The 18,137-nt window shown below is 62.9% G+C and carries 18 protein-coding genes; 14 read left to right on the top strand and 4 right to left on the bottom strand.

Annotated elements, in window-relative coordinates; genetic code table 11:
- Positions 1 to 39: 39 nt before the first annotated feature.
- The gene (locus tag ACW4DH_RS09810) at positions 40 to 1,485 is read right to left on the bottom strand and encodes a M48 family metalloprotease (protein ID WP_459636213.1); all 1,446 of its coding nucleotides are present in this window, start codon (positions 1,483 to 1,485) and stop codon (positions 40 to 42) included.
- A gap of 148 nt (positions 1,486 to 1,633) precedes the next feature.
- On the opposite strand from ACW4DH_RS09810, the gene ACW4DH_RS09805 reads away from it, so the two are divergent.
- The gene (locus tag ACW4DH_RS09805) at positions 1,634 to 1,885 is read left to right on the top strand and encodes a sulfurtransferase TusA family protein (protein WP_459636212.1); all 252 of its coding nucleotides are present in this window, start codon (positions 1,634 to 1,636) and stop codon (positions 1,883 to 1,885) included.
- Complete coding sequence (locus ACW4DH_RS09800) at positions 1,882 to 2,973, top strand: AI-2E family transporter (RefSeq protein WP_459636211.1); 1,092 nt, start codon at positions 1,882 to 1,884, stop codon at positions 2,971 to 2,973. Before ACW4DH_RS09805 ends, ACW4DH_RS09800 begins: the two co-directional genes overlap by 4 nt.
- Here ACW4DH_RS09800 and ACW4DH_RS09795 read toward each other — a convergent pair whose 3' ends face one another.
- Complete coding sequence (locus ACW4DH_RS09795) at positions 2,974 to 3,459, bottom strand: peroxiredoxin (protein ID WP_459636210.1); 486 nt, start codon at positions 3,457 to 3,459, stop codon at positions 2,974 to 2,976. It lies immediately after the preceding gene.
- Between the two features lie 354 nt (positions 3,460 to 3,813).
- Between ACW4DH_RS09795 and dapA the strand changes: the two genes are divergently transcribed.
- From dapA to purC, 4 genes are all read left to right on the top strand, one after another.
- Entirely contained in the window at positions 3,814 to 4,698 is an 885-nt protein-coding gene (gene dapA / locus ACW4DH_RS09790; RefSeq protein WP_459636209.1) for a 4-hydroxy-tetrahydrodipicolinate synthase, read from the top strand.
- A 56-nt stretch (positions 4,699 to 4,754) separates the two neighbouring features.
- Complete coding sequence (bamC, locus tag ACW4DH_RS09785) at positions 4,755 to 5,711, top strand: outer membrane protein assembly factor BamC (RefSeq protein WP_459636208.1); 957 nt, start codon at positions 4,755 to 4,757, stop codon at positions 5,709 to 5,711.
- Positions 5,712 to 5,719: 8 nt separating this feature from the next.
- Positions 5,720 to 6,511 (top strand): MBL fold metallo-hydrolase, encoded by a 792-nt coding sequence (locus tag ACW4DH_RS09780; RefSeq protein ID WP_459636207.1) that lies wholly within the window; start codon positions 5,720 to 5,722, stop codon positions 6,509 to 6,511.
- Positions 6,512 to 6,624: 113 nt separating this feature from the next.
- The gene (gene purC / locus ACW4DH_RS09775) at positions 6,625 to 7,338 is read left to right on the top strand and encodes a phosphoribosylaminoimidazolesuccinocarboxamide synthase (RefSeq protein ID WP_459636206.1); all 714 of its coding nucleotides are present in this window, start codon (positions 6,625 to 6,627) and stop codon (positions 7,336 to 7,338) included.
- Positions 7,339 to 7,504: 166 nt separating this feature from the next.
- On the opposite strand, the gene tsaA is transcribed toward purC, so the two are convergent.
- Positions 7,505 to 8,239, bottom strand: a complete 735-nt coding sequence (gene tsaA, locus ACW4DH_RS09770; RefSeq protein ID WP_459636205.1) for a tRNA (N6-threonylcarbamoyladenosine(37)-N6)-methyltransferase TrmO — start codon at positions 8,237 to 8,239, stop codon at positions 7,505 to 7,507.
- Positions 8,240 to 8,392: 153 nt separating this feature from the next.
- On the opposite strand from tsaA, the gene ACW4DH_RS09765 reads away from it, so the two are divergent.
- Positions 8,393 to 8,959, top strand: a complete 567-nt coding sequence (locus tag ACW4DH_RS09765; RefSeq protein WP_459636204.1) for a 1,2-dihydroxy-3-keto-5-methylthiopentene dioxygenase — start codon at positions 8,393 to 8,395, stop codon at positions 8,957 to 8,959.
- Positions 8,960 to 9,008: 49 nt separating this feature from the next.
- Positions 9,009 to 9,488, top strand: coding sequence for a GNAT family N-acetyltransferase (locus ACW4DH_RS09760; RefSeq protein ID WP_459636203.1), 480 nt, complete (start codon positions 9,009 to 9,011; stop codon positions 9,486 to 9,488).
- A 33-nt stretch (positions 9,489 to 9,521) separates the two neighbouring features.
- Here ACW4DH_RS09760 and ACW4DH_RS09755 read toward each other — a convergent pair whose 3' ends face one another.
- On the bottom strand, positions 9,522 to 10,139 hold the full coding sequence (locus ACW4DH_RS09755) for a class I SAM-dependent methyltransferase (RefSeq protein WP_459636202.1): 618 nt from the start codon (positions 10,137 to 10,139) through the stop codon (positions 9,522 to 9,524).
- 229 nt (positions 10,140 to 10,368) lie between these two features.
- Here ACW4DH_RS09755 and ACW4DH_RS09750 point away from each other — a divergent pair, with 229 nt between their 5' ends.
- The 6 genes from ACW4DH_RS09750 to ACW4DH_RS09725 all read left to right on the top strand — a co-directional run bounded on the left by ACW4DH_RS09750 (position 10,369) and on the right by ACW4DH_RS09725 (position 18,119).
- Positions 10,369 to 11,583 carry an aspartate aminotransferase family protein gene (locus tag ACW4DH_RS09750; protein WP_459636201.1) on the top strand — a complete coding sequence of 405 codons (1,215 nt, stop codon included), beginning with the start codon at positions 10,369 to 10,371 and terminating at the stop codon, positions 11,581 to 11,583.
- A gap of 23 nt (positions 11,584 to 11,606) precedes the next feature.
- Positions 11,607 to 12,671 carry an arginine N-succinyltransferase gene (locus ACW4DH_RS09745; RefSeq protein WP_459636200.1) on the top strand — a complete coding sequence of 355 codons (1,065 nt, stop codon included), beginning with the start codon at positions 11,607 to 11,609 and terminating at the stop codon, positions 12,669 to 12,671.
- Positions 12,671 to 13,708, top strand: a complete 1,038-nt coding sequence (gene astA / locus ACW4DH_RS09740) for an arginine N-succinyltransferase (RefSeq protein ID WP_459636199.1) — start codon at positions 12,671 to 12,673, stop codon at positions 13,706 to 13,708. Before ACW4DH_RS09745 ends, astA begins: the two co-directional genes overlap by 1 nt.
- Positions 13,709 to 13,771: 63 nt before the next feature.
- Positions 13,772 to 15,262: a succinylglutamate-semialdehyde dehydrogenase gene (gene astD, locus ACW4DH_RS09735; RefSeq protein ID WP_459636198.1), complete on the top strand. Its 1,491-nt coding sequence runs from the start codon at positions 13,772 to 13,774 to the stop codon at positions 15,260 to 15,262.
- Positions 15,259 to 16,623, top strand: a complete 1,365-nt coding sequence (astB, locus tag ACW4DH_RS09730; protein ID WP_459636197.1) for an N-succinylarginine dihydrolase — start codon at positions 15,259 to 15,261, stop codon at positions 16,621 to 16,623. The genes astD and astB overlap by 4 nt, the downstream gene beginning before the upstream one ends.
- Before the next feature lie 227 nt (positions 16,624 to 16,850).
- Complete coding sequence (locus ACW4DH_RS09725) at positions 16,851 to 18,119, top strand: maltoporin (protein ID WP_459636196.1); 1,269 nt, start codon at positions 16,851 to 16,853, stop codon at positions 18,117 to 18,119.
- Positions 18,120 to 18,137: the final 18 nt, after the last annotated feature.

The following is an 18,137-nucleotide window of genomic DNA, read 5'->3' as shown; positions in this document are numbered from 1 at the left end:
GGCAAGCCCCGGTCTCGCACATGAAGCTCGCGTATGGGATCAAAACTGCCGCAGCGCCTCGCGGTAGCCCAGGTAGTCTTCGCGGCGTTTCTGAACCCGACTGGCCATGGCGAAATCCCCCTCCTGTTTGGCGACCTTCTCGGCGACTTCCAACTGGCGAATGGCGCGCTCGATACGTCCGGTGAGCTGGAGTTGCTCGCCACGGGCAAGATGCCCCCAGGCTTCGTGATCGCTGCGCCCGGCAGCTTCGGCGAGCAGGGCAAAGACCTGGGGGTCTTCAGGGTACTGCTCGCTCATCCCCCGCAGCACATCGAAGGCCTGGGCGGGCGCACTTTGCAGTAGCGCCTCGGCGCGTATGCGCTGGGCAGGATAATAGTGGGGCGAGAGACGCAGGATACGCTCGGCACGCTGCAGAGCCTCTTCGCGACGCCCGGCCGCATAGGCAATCTCGGCGGCGCTGGCGAGGATCATCGACAGATCGGGAAGTTCGTCGGCCAGGGTATCGAGCCGGGACAGGGCGGAATCCGTCCGCCCCCGTTGGGCAGCGATCAATGCCTGAAGATAACGGACCGCCTGTTCGGGTGGGTCATCCTGACGGAGCCGAACCATAGCCTGCTCGGGAGTGTCCCTGTTATGCTCGAGCAGTGCGCGGGCGCGGACCATGGCATATACCGTGGGTGCGTCGGCGTCGTGCTGCCCGGCGCTGAGTTGATCGGCTCGCGCCTGAGTGTCGCTGATCCGCGATTCGGTGACCGGGTGGGTCAGCAGGAATTCCGGTGGGTTGCCGCCCTGCAGACTGGACAGACGCTGCAGGGCGCGGAACATACGGGGCATGGCTTCAGGATCGAATCCCGCGTTGGCCATGGCCTGCAAGCCGACGCGATCGGCTTCCTGCTCGAAACGACGCGAATAGGCCAACTGGTCCTGGATGAAAGCGGCCTGGGTCCCCATCATGGCCGCCAGGCCAGCGTTGCCTCCCCCACCTGCGGCAATGACCATACCCGCAAGCATGGCGGCCATGGTCGGCAGCTGCGTTTCCTCGACCCGTTCCATGCGACGTGCATAATGGCGCTGCTCGAGGTGACCCAGCTCATGGGCGAGCACCGAGGCGAAGGCGTCACGGTCCGAGGCGAAGGCGAACAGGCCGGAATTGACGCCTACCACGCCACCGGGAACGGCAAAGGCATTCAGCAGCCGACTGTCGACCAGCGTGATGACCAGGGGGTCGTGGATATCGTAGTAGGGCAGCAGTTGGCGAAGGATAGACCGAACATAATCCTGAGCGATGGGATCCTGCCATTCTTGAGTCTGGGCGCGGAACTGGCGTAGCCAGGTGCGGCCCAGGCGATATTCGTCATTGCTGGTGACGCTCACGCCGGTACTGCCCAGGTCGGGCAGGCCATAGTCGTCAGCGGCGTGCAGCGCGGGAGTGGCGGCGGCCATCAGCAGGCCGGCAATCGCAAACGTCTTCCAGGAGCGTGGCATGATTTCCTCGTCAGGCATAGCAAACCCGGGCTGTTACGAGCCGTTATGCCGGCATTGGCTGGGGCTCGAATACCAGGTCTTGTCTCTGACATTGAACTGACTGGCAAAGTGCCTTTAAATCGTGGCGTTTTCAACTATCGGAGCTCGCATGGCACGCCAACCTGACCACATTCTGGATACCTGCGGCCTGCCGTGCCCACTCCCGCTGCTCAAGGCCAAGCAGGCGTTGGCGGGCCTGGCCGAGGATGCCCTGCTGGAGGTCCGGTCGACGGATGCCGGCTCCTGGCGTGACTTCGAGAGCTTCGCCGCCCAAAGTCCGCATGTTCTGGAGTTCCGCGAGGAGCGAGAAGGTATTTATCACTATTGGCTCCGTAAAGGAGTGCGAGGATCGTGCGCATGACCATGAAAGCCTTGCTGGAAGGCTGGGTAAACCGTTATTTCTCCGACGAGGAAGCGGTTGTCCTGCTGGTGGTGCTGGTCCTGGGGTTTGCAGCGGTCATCTGGCTGGGCAGCATGCTGGCGCCGTTCTTTACCGCGCTGGTGCTGGCCTTTCTGTTGCAGGGCGTGGTGAGTTGGCTGGAGCGTCTGGGGCTGCCGCGACTACCGTCGGTGCTGCTGGTATTTCTGGTCTTTCTCGGCACCTTGCTGGCGTTGGCGCTGGTGGTGATGCCGCTGGTGTGGAACCAGACGGTGGAGCTGGTGCAGGAAGCGCCGCAGATGTTCGCCAGCGTTCAACACTGGCTCGATGAACTTCAGGCGCGCTATCCCACGCTGATTACGCCGGATCAGGTGCAGAGCTGGATCGAGACCGCCGGGCGCCAGGCGACCCAGATGACCCAGCGTGCCCTGACCTTGTCGCTGGCGTCGCTGGGGACGCTGATGGACCTCATCGTTTATCTGGTGTTGGTGCCGATCCTGGTGTTCTTTCTGCTCAAGGACCGCGAGCCACTGACCGGTTTCCTGCTCTCCATACTGCCCAGGAAGCGCAGCCTGATGACGCGGATCTGGAACGAAATGGATGATCAGATCGCCAATTACGTCCGCGGCAAGGTGATCGAGATCTCCATCGTCGGCAGCGCCGCATTCGTCACGTTCTGGTTTTTCGGGTTGCCATACTCGGCGCTGCTAGGCCTGGTGGTGGGGTTGTCGGTACTGGTGCCGTACATTGGCGCGGCGGTGGCCACGCTGCCAGTCGCCGCGGTCGCCGGCTTCTATTTCGGCATCAGCGATCAGTTCCTCTACGTGCTGATCGCCTATGGCGTGTTACAGGCACTGGACGGCAATGTGCTGGTGCCGATCCTGTTTTCGGAAGCCGTCAATCTGCATCCGGTGTCGATCATTCTGGCAGTGCTGTTCTTCGGTGGGATATGGGGGTTCTGGGGCGTGTTCTTCGCCATTCCGCTGGCCACGCTGCTCAAGGCCCTGACCCAGGCCTGGCCGCGCAGCGTACGCAGCCAGGCACGTCTGCCCCAGGCCGTCGAAGAGTGACTATTGCGCCTGGCGATGGGAGTGAAGTTCGCGGGCGGCTGCGAGTACCTCTTCGACGTGGCCCGCGACCTTGACCTTGCGCCATTCAGCGGCCAACGTGCCGTCACTGTCGATGAGGAAGGTGCTACGTTCGATGCCCAGATGCTCCTTGCCGTATAATTTCTTGAGCTTGATCACATCGAAAAGCCGGCACAGCGCCTCGTCCTTGTCGGAAATCAGCTCGAAGTTGAAACCCTGCTTGGCCTTGAAGTTCTCATGTGCACGTAGCCCGTCGCGGGAGACACCGAAAACCACCGTGTCGATCGCGTCGAATGCTTCTTTATGATCGCGAAAGTCGCCGCCTTCGGTGGTGCAGCCCGGAGTGCTGTCCTTAGGATAGAAGTAGAGCACGACCCGTCGACCCCGGTAGTCGGATAGCGTGACGGTAGTGTCGCTGGTCGCTTGGGCGGTGAAATCGGGAACGCGCTGGCCGATGCTGACGCTCATGGCATACTCCTGGGCAATGGATGAAAAGTCCCGCGATTACACGCAAGCCGCACGCCGCTGTAAAGTCACACTCGCTAACGGTGGCCCGTGCTGGGTATTTAGGATCTTTTGATGAGCCGTTATCGTGCATGTGGATGGCGTAAAGGTTTCGATCTGTGTTTACGATGCGGCGACTGCTGTACACGCTGTGACAGCCTGAGTACCATCTACCTGTGGCATCGCAGGTGGCCCGTGACTCCGCTGCATCGGGCAGGCTTGCGTCAGCTGGGAGTCCAGCATAACGTTGCGTTCTCTTGATCCCACTCGTTTCAACGGCCCGCTTTACCGGTCCGGCTTACAGGAGAGTACCGTAGGATGATCACAGGCAGTATCGTCGCGCTGGCGACCCCGATGAAGGTCAGTGGCGAGATCGACTGGGAGGCGCTGCGTCGCCTGGTGAACTTCCACCTCGAGAACGGCACCGACGCTATCGTGGCGGCGGGCACCACTGGCGAACCCACCACCATGTCCTTTGCCGAGCACTTCGACGTGATTCGTACCATCGTCGAGGAGGTCAACGGGCGTATTCCGGTGATTGCCGGCACCGGCTCCAACAACACCACCGAAGCGGTCGAGCTGACGCGTTACGCCAAGGAAGTCGGCGCCGACTATTGTCTGACGGTGGCACCTTATTACAACCGGCCCACCCAGGAAGGCCTGTTCCAGCATTTCAAGGCGATTGCCGAAACCAGCGATCTTCCGGTGATCCTGTATAACGTGCCGGGACGCACCTGCTCGGATATCTATAACGAGACCGTGCTGCGTCTCGCCGAGGTCGACAACATCGTCGGACTCAAGGATGCCACCGGCAATCTGGAGCGCGCCGAAGAGTTGATCGAGCGTCTCAAGGGCAGCGATTTCGCGCTCTATTCCGGCGACGATGGCACCGCCTGCGACTTCATGCTGATGGGCGGGCATGGCGACATCTCCGTCACCGCCAATGTCGCGCCGCGCGCCATGCACGAGCTATGCGTGGCGGCCATCGCTGGCAATTACGAAAAGGCTCATCAGATCAATGCCCGATTGCTGCCGCTGCATGCCTCGCTGGGTGTCGAAGCCAATCCGATTCCCGTCAAATGGGCGCTGCACCGGATGGGCTATGCCGATGAAGGCATCCGTCTGCCGATGACCTGGCTGTCCGAAAAGTACCACGCCACGGTCGGCGAGGCGCTGCAGTTGGCCGGCGTGATCGACGGCTGATTCGGGGATGCCCCGTTGCGTGTGAGTTGTCCCTGGATGTTTAAAAAGGTGGATGCATGAATCCCGTCTTCAAATGGATGCCGCTGATCGTCGGGATCTCCCTGGCGCTTGGCGGTTGCGGCCGTTCCGGCTATTACTATGACCGCAACGCCGAATATACCCAAGCCGAGATGGTCGAGCCGCTGCAGCTACCCGATGCGCAGGACTCGACCCGTTACCAGGATGCCATGCCGGTCCCCGAGGCGAATAACGACTTCATGGCTTCCGAAGATTTCGACGTGCCACGTCCCCAGCCGCTCGCTACGCGTCGGGAAGTGGACCAGGCGTTCGCCGAGTTGCGTGAAGCCGGCGGTGAGCAGTGGTTATTGGTCAATGCCGCGCCGGGGCGGGTGTGGCCGCGGCTGCAGCGCTTCGTCAGCGACCATGGCATGCAGGTCACCAGCCTCGACCCCGCAAGCGGGCGCATCGAGACTGCACAGGGCGTGCTTAACGTCAAACAGGGTCTGCGCTCGGAAAGCAGTGAGGTTCGCTGCGAGACCGCCAATGAACCCGCCACCCAATGCCTGAACGCCCTCAAGGGGTATCTGACGGCCAACGGCGAAGCCGAAAGCGGTGTTTCGCTTGCCGCGCAGACCCTGTCCCGCAATGATCGCGTGCGGTTGGAAAACGATAATGGCCAGTGGCAGTTGAAGGTGGCGCTGGATTTCGAACGCGCCTGGTCCGAGCTGTACTATCAGTTGGAAAATACCTTCCAGGACGACTACCAGCGGTTGGTTGATCAGAACCGTAGTGCAGGAGAGTTCCTCGTCGAGTATGTGCCGCATGCGGCGCGCGACAGTGGCTTCTTCGGTTCGCTGTTTGGCGGCGATGCCGAGCCCAGGCAGTACCGACTGCAGGTCACCGCCAGTGATCAGAACATGACCGCAGTGCGGGTGACGGGGAGTGACGGCGAGCCGGTGTCTGCGAGCGAGTCGCGTGAGTTGCTGGATAGCGTGGCCTCGACGCTGCGTTGATCAGACCGATGAGCGCAAACGACCGATTCTCAGGGGCGCTGCAGTTCGCCTCGCTAGGCAGCGGCAGCAAGGGCAACGGGACCCTGGTCAGCGATGGTCAGGCTTACGTGCTGGTCGACTGCGGCTTCGGCCTGCGCGAAGCCGAGCGGCGCCTGGCCCGGCTCGGTGTGCATCCTCGCCAACTTGATGCCGTACTGATCAGTCATGAGCACGGCGATCATATCAGTGGGGTAGGGGCACTGGCGCGTCGGCACGACGTGCCGGTATATCTCAGCGCCGGAACTTGGCTATCGAAGCGTCTTGGCGAGGTACCGCGTCGCCATCTGATCACGCCGCAGTCGCGCTTCGCCATCAAAGGGCTGACCATCGATCCGATCACCGTGCCCCACGATGCCCGTGAGCCCGTCCAATTCTGCTTTGCCGCACATGGCCGCCGTCTCGGCGTGCTCACGGACCTGGGTTACGCCAGTGATCACGTGATCGAAGCCTATCGTGGTTGCGATGCACTGACGCTGGAGTGCAACCATGACGTGCGTATGCTGGCAGAGGGGCGCTATCCACCGCATCTCAAGCGAAGGGTGAGCGGCAAGTGGGGGCATCTGGCCAATGCGCAGGCCGCGCAACTGCTGACTCGGCTGGGGCTGGACCGTTTGCAGCGGATCGTCTGTTCGCATCTCTCGGAGCAGAACAATCGCCCCGAGTTGGTACTGGAAGCTCTCGTGCCCCTGCTCGATGGCGACGAAACGCGGCTGAGGGTGGCGGCGCAGGATGACGGTGTCGACTGGCAACTGATCGCATAGCCTGGGTAAGCCGACAAGTTAATGGCTGTATTGAAGTATCAACGCAGAGACATTCCGCGCGCAGCTTCGGCTGGGCGATCATCGATTCAGTGAGGGCCGTTGTGGAGAGTCCCATGGAAAAACGTGACGAGCTGTACGCGGGCAAGGCCAAATCGGTCTACCGCACCGACGACCCGCAGCGATTGATTCTGCATTTTCGCGATGACACCAGCGCCTTCGATGGCAAGAAGAAGGAAGCACTGGCACGTAAGGGCATGGTCAACAACAAATTCAATGCCTTTGTCATGGGCAAGTTGCAGGCCGCCGGGATCCCCACTCATTTCGAGTCGTTGATCTCCGATAACGAATGCGTGGTCAAGAAGCTCGACATGATTCCCGTGGAGTGCGTGGTGCGTAATCTTGCCGCCGGCGGGCTGGTGCGTCGTCTGGGGGTGGAAGAGGGCCTTGAGCTGACGCCGCCGACCTTCGAACTGTTCCTCAAGAACGACGAAAAGGGCGATCCGATGATCAACGAGTCGCTGGCCGAAACCTTCGGCTGGGCGACACCCGAACAGCTGGCACGTATGAAGACGCTGACTTTCCAGGTCAACGACGTGCTCAAGCAGCTGTTTCTCGACGGTGGCATGCTGCTGGTCGACTACAAGCTCGAATTCGGCATCTTCGACGACGAGATCGTATTGGGCGATGAGTTCTCGCCGGACGGCTGCCGGCTATGGGATGCCAAGACCCGCGAGAAGATGGACAAGGACCGCTTCCGCCAGGGGCTGGGCGGGGTGATCGAGGCCTACGAGGAAGTCGGACGCCGTATCGGCATCGATTTCGGCTGAGCCGTTTACACATCGGATAAATCACGGAGTGTTTTGCCTTGGCGGCAGCGCATTTTAAGTGTTGTCATGCAGGCCGCTGCTCGGTTACCCATCTACCCTATGGCGATTTGAAGAGAGGGCATGGCGATTGCCCTCTTTTCGCCCTTCCTCGCATTGATGGCCCGCTTCAGAGCGGCACGATCTCGATGACTTCCATGACGATCCCGCCATGACTGTCGTCGCAAGCCCGAAAACCCACATCGACATCGCGCAGGGGGACGCCATAACGGCGTGGCTCGGCCCCTGAGCGATAAGCCGGGCGCGGGTCCTGGGCCAGGACCTGCGTGATCAACTCGCGCAGCGAAGCGCCGTCACGGCGGCGGTCGAGTGTCGCCTCGGCCTGGGGCGTGAAGCGTACCGCACGTCGAGGTGGCGCCTCGGGAGCGAAGCCGGCGCGCGCCTCGGGCCGCGATTCCGCCCAGGGCAGGTAAGGCTTGATGTCCAGCACCGGTGTCCCGTCGAGCAGGTCGTGGCCGCGCAAATGAAGCTTGACGCCATATTGCGTATCGATGTCCACCAGTTCCACCAGCGACAATCCCAGACGGTTGGGGCGGTGCGTGCTGCGTGTGGCGAATACCCCGACCTTGGCATTGCCGCCCAGGCGTGGCGGACGTACCAGCGGTGTCCAGCGCTCGGGGCTGGCGTGAAATACAAAAGTCAGCCACAGATGACTGAAGGCTTCCAGGCCGCGCACGCTGAGGGGATCGTCATATGGCGCCAGCAGATGCAGCACGCCTCGGGCGGCCGGCGCCAGGCCGGGCTGGCGGGGAATACCGAACTTGTCGGGATAGTCGCTTTCGATGCGCCCGATGGGCGTGAGACTCAGGGTGTCCGGAAAGCCAGGGGGATACGTTACGTTCATGAGCGGCATTATGCCGTGGACGGCGTACCACGCCTACCGGATCTACGACCGTGGCTTCTATACAGGAGCCTGTGGTATGAATGCCTGACCGCGCCATGTGAAGGCGTTGGCTTTTCCGTTCGAGTGTGAACTGGATCTAAGGAGAGATCTGTCATGAGTTTCCTGCATGTCTATCACGAGGCCGACGGCGAACAGCCGCTGCTCTCGACGTACGATGGCGAGCGCATCGCCGCCGAACTGGCCGCTCATGGCGTGCATTTCGAGCGCTGGGACACGGATGTAGCATTGGCGCCGGACGCCGATCAGGAAACCGTACTTGCCGCCTACGCCGATGGCGTGGCGCGTCTGCAGGCGGAATCCGGCTTCGCCGTGGCCGCTGTCATCCGTCTGACCCCCGATCATCCCGACAAGGACGCGCTGCGCCAGGAGTTTCTCGAAGAACATCGCCACGGCGAAGATGAGGCGCGTTTCTTCGTGCGGGGCGAGGGCATCTTCTATCTGCACATGGACAGCCGGGTCTACGTCATCGGCTGTACTCAGGGAGATCTCATGACGGTGCCGGCCAACACGCCGCGCTGGTTCGATATGGGCCCGAATCCCGATTTCACCTATATCCGCATGTTTACCGATACCCAAGGCTGGGTCGTGAACATGACCGACAGCCCCATCGCCTCGCGCTTTCCGCGCTTCGAGGCATTGATGGCGGAAGCGGCGGCATGAGGTGCGACGGTTGCCGCGGGGCGTTGCTTTTACGAGGACAACATGAGCGATGCTTGAACGTGTGATTTTTCGTGCCGCGCTGCCGCGTGACGGGGCGGATCAGGCCGAGGTGTTTCACCACGCGGTGATGCAGGGTGCGAGTCGTCATTACAGTCTGGCCCAGCGTCAGGCCTGGGCCGAGGCTTTGCCCCGCGAGGCCGAAGCCTGGGCTGCGCGCCAGGTGCTCTATTCGACGCTGATCGCCGCTTGCGATGGACGCTGCGTGGGGTTTTGTGAGCTTGATCTCCCCCATTCCCGCATCGAAACGCTTTACGTCTGGCCATCACTCACGCGACGCGGTATCGGCTCGCGTCTGCTGGGTTATGCCGAGCAAGGGATGCGTGAACGCGGAGTGACGCATCTGACCATCGAGGCGAGCCTGGTGCTGGCGCCGGGGCTGGAAGCGCGCGGCTGGGAGCGCCACGGCGAAGAGTGGGTCGAGCGTTTTGGCGAGCGCCTGCAACGCGTCAGGCTGAGCAAGGCGCTTTAGCGGGATTCGTGCGGCCTCGCGCTTATTGCATCTTCAGGGCTTGCAGGCCAGTAGCGCCCGAAATACCGATCCCATGAGCACCGGCGTATCGCATTCGATGCGAAATCCCGCTTGCGAGAGCAGCGGGCCGGCCTGGCGGGTGATGTCAGTGGCGATAAGACTGGTCAGCAGATTGAGCAGGCGCCGTCCGGTGCCGGCGGCGCATCCGTCCGGCTGGAACTTGTCCATTACGCATAGCTGTCCTCCCGGTGCCAGCACCCGGTAGGCTTCGCGCAGGCCCGCCTCGGGGTCGGGCATGACTGCCAGAATCAGATGCATGATCACCACGTCGAAATGGCCATCGGGATAGTCGAGCCGTTCGGCATCCATGACCCGCGCGGTGACGTCCTGCCCGAGCCGCTCGGCACGCGCCGCCGTGCGTTGCACCATCGCCGACGACAGGTCGGTTGCCTGGATTTCCACGTCGCGCGGCAGATAGGGCAGGTCAAGGCCGGTTCCGGCGCCGACGATCAGCACGCATTGCCCCGAGGCCCACCCCACCTGATCAAGTGCCAGACGCCGCGGCCGGCGGAATATGCGATCTGCAACCAGGTCGTAGACCGGTGCATAAAGGGTGTAGCGCAGGCGATTCCAGGCGGTGGTATTGAACATGGCGGCGGCTCCCGGCGAGCTTCTTCGAGCAGTGTAACGGCTATTCGCGATTTAACGATGAAGTTCGTGACAACTGAGCGCAATTATCCGGTGCGTACCGTGTCGATGCGCCGAAATTCCAGGCGCGACCCAACCGTTTTCATAATTCACCGTCCCATCGCTGAAAGACTTGGCGCAGCGGCATCCCTATACTCGAAGGGTCATCTATTCATTCGGAGGGAAAAACAACATGGCCCCGTCCCCGACTCGCGAGGATTTCGATCGTTACATGGTGCCCAACTACGCACCGCAGAAAACCATTCCCGTGCGCGGCGAGGGCAGCCGCTTGTGGGATCAGGACGGCCGCGAGTACATCGATTTTGCCGGGGGAATCGCCGTCAACTCCCTGGGGCATTGCCATCCGGTGCTGGTCGAGGCGCTCAAGCATCAGGCCGACAAGCTCTGGCACCTCTCCAACGTGTATACCAACGAGCCGGCCCTGGCCCTGGCGAAGGCATTGGTCGAGCGCACCTTCGCCGACAAGGTGTATCTATGCTCCTCGGGGGGCGAGGCCAACGAGGCAGCACTAAAACTGGCGCGGCGCTGGGCGCATGACACCCATGGCGAACGCAAGCACAAGATCATTTCTTTTCGTCAGGCGTTTCATGGACGTACGCTGTTCACGGTCAGCGTTGGCGGTCAGCCCAAGTATTCCCAGGGATTCGGCCCGGTACCGGGCGGCATCGTGCACGGCGAATTCAACAACCTCGACAGCGTGCGCGAACTGATCGATGCCGACACCTGCGCGGTGATCGTCGAGCCGATGCAGGGCGAAAGCGGCATCGTGCCCGCCCATCCGGCATTCCTCGAGGGATTGCGTGAATTATGCGACACGCATGATGCGCTACTGATCTTCGATGAGGTGCAGTCCGGTGTCGGCCGCAGCGGCTATCTCTATGCCTACATGCATTACGGCGTGACCCCGGACATTCTGACCAGTGCCAAGGGGCTGGGCGGCGGTTTCCCGGTGGGCGCAATGCTCACCACCGACCGTATCGCACCGGCGCTGGCGGTCGGCACCCATGGTTCCACCTACGGTGGCAATGCCTTGGCTTCGGCGGTGGCGCTAGCGGCGTTGGAAACCATCGATACACCCGAGGTGCTCGAGGGGGTACGCCAGCGTCATGCCCTGTTCAGGGAACATCTCGAGGCGATCAACCGGCAGCATGGCGTATTCAAGGAAATACGCGGCATGGGGCTTTTGATCGGCGCTGAAATGCACGAGCAATATACCGACCGTGCGCGCGACATCCTGCCGCTGGCCGTGGAAGAGGGGCTGATGGCGTTGGTCGCCGGGCCTAACGTACTGCGCATGGCGCCGTCGCTGGTAATTCCGGAAGCAGACATTGCCGAGGGGATGGCGCGGCTCGAACGGGCCATCGCCCGGCTCGTCGCGGACGTATGAACGAACAGCTCCGAGGTCCCGCCATGCTTGTCATTCGTCCCGTTCAGCCGCGGGATCTGCCGGCCCTGGAGCGGCTGGCGAGTTCTGCCACGCCGCGGCTGACTAACCTGCCGGCGCATCGCGACCGGCTGGAGGAGCGCGTGGCTCGCTCGGTGCGTGCCATGTCGCGCGAGGCGGACTTTCCCGGTGAGCAGGCCTATACCTTCGTTCTCGAGGATCTCGAGCGTGACGAAGTGGTAGGCACCGCCAGCATCCGTGCCCAGGCCGGGGCGCACGATGCCTATTACACCTATCGCCAGGAAACGCTGATCCACGCCTCGCAGCAACTCAACGTGCGCCGTGAGGTACAGACGCTGTCGCTGTCGCATGAAATGTCGGAAGTGACGTTACTCTGCGCGCTCTCGCTGGATGCGCGCTACAAGGGGACCAGCGCTGAGAGCCTGCTGCGTCGTGCGCGGTTGATGTTCATTGCTCAGTATCCCGAGCGCTTTGCCGAGACGCTGGCCGTGGCCTTCCCCGGCTTTCTCGATGCCGAGGGCGAGTCGCCGTTCTGGAACAGCGTAGGCCGACACTTCTTCGTCCGTGGCTATCAGGAAATCAATCATCTCGCCGGGGTGCGCTCGAAGAGCTTTATCGCCGAGGTGATGCCGCAATTTCCCCTCTATCTGCCGCTGCTCACGCCTGCGGCGCGGGCGGCCATCGGTCGCGAGCATCCTGCACACGAGAGTGCCATGGCGGAAATGCTCGCCGAAGGCTTCGTGCGCTCGCGACATGTCGATATCTTCGATGCCGGGCCGGTGATTCGCAGTGAGCGCGACCGGCTCAGGACGCTGCGCGATTGTGGCTGGCATCCGGTGCGAATTCGTCCCGCGCATGCTCTGCCGGATGCCGAACCGGCGCTGGTCGCTAATCAGAAGCTCGCCGAGTTCCGCTGCGTGGTGGCGCGTTACGCGCTGTCGCCCACCGGCCAGTTGATGCTGTCGCCGGAACATGCCGAGCTGCTGGGCGTCGAGGAGGGGCGCGCGGTGCTGGCCGCGCCACTGGGATTGACGGCCGCCGAAGAGGATTTTGACGAGGGAGCGCCATAATGCTGATTCGCCCCATCGCTCAGCGCGATATCGAAGGTTTGATGATACTGGCGCGACAGACCGGGGTGGGATTCACTTCGCTGCCCGAGAATCACGATTTTCTGGTGGCCAAGATCACCCGCGCCGTCAGCGCCTTCGAAGAACACTCACCGCTCGACGATCGGCTGTACTTCTTCGTGCTCGAGGACGAGGACACCGGCGAGCTGGCGGGTTGCTGCGCCATCGAGGGGCAGGTCGGCCGCGACATGCCGTTCTACAATTACCGAGTGGGGACGTTGGCGCACTCCTCGGTGCAGCTCGACCTGCATCGCACCATCGACACGCTGTTTCTGAGCTCCGATCACACCGGCGATGCCGAGGTCTGCTCGCTCTTCCTGCGTCCCGAGTTTCGCGGCAGCGACCGGCGCCACGAGCGCAACGGCGCGCTGCTGTCCAAGGCGCGCTGGCTGTTCATGGCCGAGTTTCGCGATCGCTTTCCGCAGAAGGTATTGGCGGAGATGCGCGGGGTGTTCGACGCTCAGGGCGTAAGCCCGTTCTGGACTTGCCTGGGCAGCCATTTCTTCCCGGTGGATTTCCACGAGGCCGATCGGCTTACCGGCCTGGGACAGAAAAGCTTCATCGGCGAGTTGATGCCCAAGTTTCCCATTTACACGCCGTTTCTCTCCGAAGAGGCTCGCACCTGTATCGGCCAGGTGCACGAGCACACACGCCCGGCCCTGGAAATGCTCAAGAAGGAAGGGCTGCGCTGGGAGGGCTATATCGACATCTTCGATGGCGGCCCCACGGTAGAGGCCTATCTCGACGACGTGCGCGCAGTGCGTGAATCTCGCCACTGCCTGGTGGAGGTCGTCGCGAATGACGAGCCGGATTCGCACTCACGCCGCACCTGGATGGCCGGCACGACCGGCATGCGCGATTTCCGCGCCACTTGGGTCGGTCATGGGCCGAATGCCGAGGGGGTAGTGAGGTTGTCGATACGGGAGGCGCGCCGCCTCAGGGTCGAGACAGGCGATACCCTACGGGTGCTGGAAGCCTGAGCCGCCGTTGAACAACATGCTTTAGCCGTGCATCGGTATCATGCGCTGAATGGGAGAAATGCCATGCAAGCCAAGCAGCAACTGCTGATCGGAGGGGCCTGGGTCGATGGCGAGGCGAGTGTCTTCGCCAAGATCGATCCGGTATCGCAACAGCCGCTGTGGGCCGCCGCCGCGGCCAGCCCGGCACAGGTCGAGTCGGCCGTTCAGGCCGCTCGCCAAGCGTTTCCCGGCTGGGCGCGCCACTCCTTTGGCGAACGTCAGCAGCTCGTCGAGCGCTTCAGGGAGCGCCTGGAGAGCAACCGTGAAGCGCTGGCTACGGCCATTGCCCAGGAGACCGGCAAGCCGCTGTGGGAGGCGCGCACGGAAGTCGGGGCGATGATCGCCAAGGTGGCGATCTCCATGACCGCCCATCAGGAGCGCACCGGCGAACGCAGCCGCGATCTGGGCGACGCCAGTGCCGGCGCGGGTGGCGTGCGAGCCGTGGTGCGCCATCGCCCGCATGGCGTGCTGGCGGTGTTCGGCCCCTACAATTTTCCCGGGCATCTGCCCAACGGGCACATCATCCCGGCGCTGCTGGCCGGCAACTGCGTGGTTTTCAAGCCCAGCGAACAGACCCCGATGACCGCGGACCTGACCCTGCAGTGCTGGCAGGAGGCGGGCTTGCCGGCGGGAGTGATCAATCTGGTGCAAGGTGCTGCGCCGGTGGGGCAGGCGTTGGCCGGCGCGGGGGATATCGACGGTTTGCTGTTCACCGGCAGCGCCAAGATCGGCGGCCTGCTCCATAAGCAGTTTGCCGGTCAGGTCAGCAAGATCCTGGCGTTGGAGCTGGGCGGCAACAATCCGCTGGTGGTCAGGAACGTGCCCGATCAGGAAGCCGCGGTACTGACCATTCTGCAGTCCGCGTTCCTTTCCGGGGGGCAGCGCTGCACCTGTGCACGTCGCCTGATGGTACCCCAGGGGCCGGTGGGCGATCGACTGCTCGAAGCCTTGGCCGAGGCTATCGGTAAGCTGCGTGTCGCGGGGCCTTTCGCGGAACCGGCGCCTTTCTATGGCGGCTTGGTCAGTCGTGCGGCGGCCGACGGCCTGCTGCATGCCCAGGAGGATCTCGAGGAGCTGGGCGGTACCGTGCTGGCGCGCATGCGGCGCCTCGAGGAGGGCACCAGCCTGCTCAGTCCGGCGCTGATCGACGTCACCGGGCTGCGGATTCCCGACGAGGAGCACTTCGGCCCGCTGCTCAAGGTGCATCGCTACCGCGACTGGGACGAGGCGATAGAACTCGCCAACGACACCCGCTACGGGCTATCCGCCGGGCTGATCGGCGGCGAGCGCGCCGACTGGGAGGATTTCCTGCTGCGCATCCGCGCGGGTATCGTCAACTGGAACCGCCAGACCACCGGCGCGTCGAGCGATGCGCCTTTCGGCGGCATCGGCGATAGTGGCAACCATCGTCCCAGCGCCTATTACGCCGCCGATTATTGTGCCTATCCGGTCGCCTCGATGGAGGCCGAGGCGCTGCTGCTGCCCGACTCCCTGCCACCGGGAGTGACGTTATGACGTTACCCGACGCAGGAACATGCGAAGTCAACTTCGACGGTCTGGTGGGGCCGACTCACAACTACGCCGGACTGGCGCATGGCAACGTGGCTTCGATGCGCCATGAGGGGCAGGTGGCCAACCCCCGCGAGGCGGCGCTGCAGGGACTGGCCAAGATGAAGGACTTGAAGGATGCCGGCTATGCCCAGGGGGTATTGCCGCCTCAGCAGCGCCCGGATCTCGGTGCGCTGCGCGATCTGGGCTTTTCCGGCAGCAATGCGCAGGTGCTCGAGCGTGCCGCCCGGGAGGCACCGCAATTGCTGCGCGCGGTGTGCTCGGCGTCGAGCATGTGGACGGCAAACGCCGCCACCGTCACGCCGAGTCGCGATAGCCAGGACGGCCGCGTGCATTTCACGCCGGCCAACTTGCAGTCGAGCTTTCATCGCTTTCTCGAGCCGCAGACCACCGCCCGCGTGCTGGCGGCGATCTTCGCCGATGAACAGTGCTTCGCGCATCACCCGGTGCTGCCGGCGACGCCGGCCTTCGCCGACGAGGGCGCGGCCAACCATACGCGTCTGGCCGCTTCGCATGGCGATGTTGGCGTGCATCTCTACGTCTACGGTCGCCAGGCGTTCGGTAGCGAGACTCGTCAGCGCGTGGCACCCAAGCGCTACCCGGCGCGTCAGACGCTGGAGGCCAGCCAGGCCGTGGCGCGCCAACATGGCCTGACGGAGGCACAGACGGTCTTTGCCCAGCAACACCCTGGCGCCATCGATGCCGGGGTGTTTCACAACGATGTGATTGCCGTGGGCAACGGCCCGCTGTTGCTCTATCACGAGATGGCGTTTCTCGACGAACAGGCCACGCTGGACGCTCTGCGTGACAAGATGAACACGCCATTGATTCCGCTGCGCGTGCCGTCGGAAGCGGTGAGCCTCGACGATGCGGTCAGTACCTATCTGTTCAACTCGCAGTTGCTCAGCAATCCCGATGGCAGCATGACGCTGGTGGTACCCGGTGAATGCCAGGAGAACGAGGCCGTATGGCGGACCGTGCAGGATCTGCTGCTGGCCGGCCACAATCCAATCGGCGAAGTATTGGTCAAGGACGTCAAGCAGAGCATGCGCAACGGCGGCGGCCCTGCCTGTCTGCGGCTGCGGGTGGCGCTCTCCGAGGCCGAGCGGCAGCGGCTGACGGGGTGCGTGCTGCTGGATGACGCCCTGTACGCCGCCCTGACCGGCTGGGTGGAACGTCACTATCGCGACCGGCTGGCGGCTGGCGATCTCGCCGACCCGCAGCTCGCCGAGGAGACCCTGACTGCACTGGATGAGCTGACTTCCATTTTGGGGATCGGTAGTGTCTACCCGTTTCAGCGCGTTTGACAAGCCAGCCCTGGTTAGCGCTGTGCGATCCATTCCCCTGAAGACTGGCTCCGTTTCGCTGTTGCCTTTATGCTTCTTCAAGGTGCTTCGCTCGCTAAGGAGCCCCTCCCGAGCGAGCCAGGCGAAAATTCACGTGGGGTGCTAGGCGCTGTACACCCCGTCCTGGACGTTCCGCCTAATGAGTCGGCATGGACCAGGCGAACTGCACAACAATAAAGAGGACTGACATGCGACTCTCACGTCACGCACCGCTGATATTTTCATCTATCGCCGCTGCCGCGGTATGGGGGGTATCGGCGTCCGCCGCCGCCGATACGAGCGACATCGACTTTCACGGCTATGCGCGCTCAGGCATCGGCGCCACCTCCGGCGGCGGCGATCAGGCCTGTTTCCAGGCCCGAGGCGCCAGTGCCAAGTATCGTCTGGGCAACGAATGCGACACCTATGCCGAACTGGGATTCGGCTCGACGCTCTACGAGCAGGACGGCAAGAGCTTCTACTTCGACAGCTTGGTAGCCTATTCGACGGGCCAGTCCGACGATTGGGAATCCGTCGACAGCGATGATGCCGACTTGGCGCTGCGTCAGCTCAACGTTCAGGCTACCGGTGTCGTCGAGGCGCTGCCCAACGCCACCCTATGGGCGGGCAAGCGTTTCTATCAGCGCCACGATATTCACATGAACGACTACTACTATTGGGACCTCTCCGGGCCCGGTGCCGGGATCGAGAACATCGATCTGGGCTTCGGCCAGTTGAGCCTGGCCTGGCTGCGCAATACCAGCGAGGACAATGAGTTTCCCGATGCACAGCAGAACCTGGCCAACGACACCGTGGACATTCGCCTGGCGGGCTTGCAAACCAATCCGGGGGGCACGCTGGAGTTAGGCTATGACTATGGCGCGGCGACATTGACCGACGCTCAGGAAGATGCCGATGCCGATCCCGAAAAAGGGCATATGCTGACGCTTGAGCATGTCCAGGGCGACTGGTTCGGCGGCTTCAACAAGTTTGTCGTGCAATACGCCACCGACGGTATCATTGGCAGCTCGGGCCGCGTCTCTACCGCCTCCACCACGCCGGAAGGCAGCATGGTCCGGGTTATCGACCATGGCCTGGTCAATCTTTCGCCCAACGTCGATATGCTCTACGCCGCGATCTACGAGGACCGTGATCTCGACAATGGAGAGGGCCAGACCTGGATGTCGGCGGGGGTTCGACCGACTTACTACTGGACCGACATCATGAGTACCGCCGTGGAGCTGGGCTATGACCGGGTGGATCCCCAGGAGAGCGGTCTGGAAACGGCCGATCTGACCAAGTTGACCCTGGCTCAGCAGTGGTCCGCGGGCCGCGGGGCCATGGCGCGCCCGGTCATTCGTACCTTCGTGACCTATGCCAACTGGGATGGCGCCGTTTACAACGCCGCTAGCGAGTCGATTGAGGATGGGGAGGACGATGGCCTGACGTACGGCGTTCAGTTCGAGGCCTGGTGGTGATCCATGAGGGGCTGGCTC

The sequence above is a fragment of the Halomonas sp. WWR20 genome, from assembly GCF_054602495.1.
The sequence above is the reverse complement of the archived record's forward strand: the minus strand, read 5'-3'. Positions and strand labels throughout refer to the sequence as shown.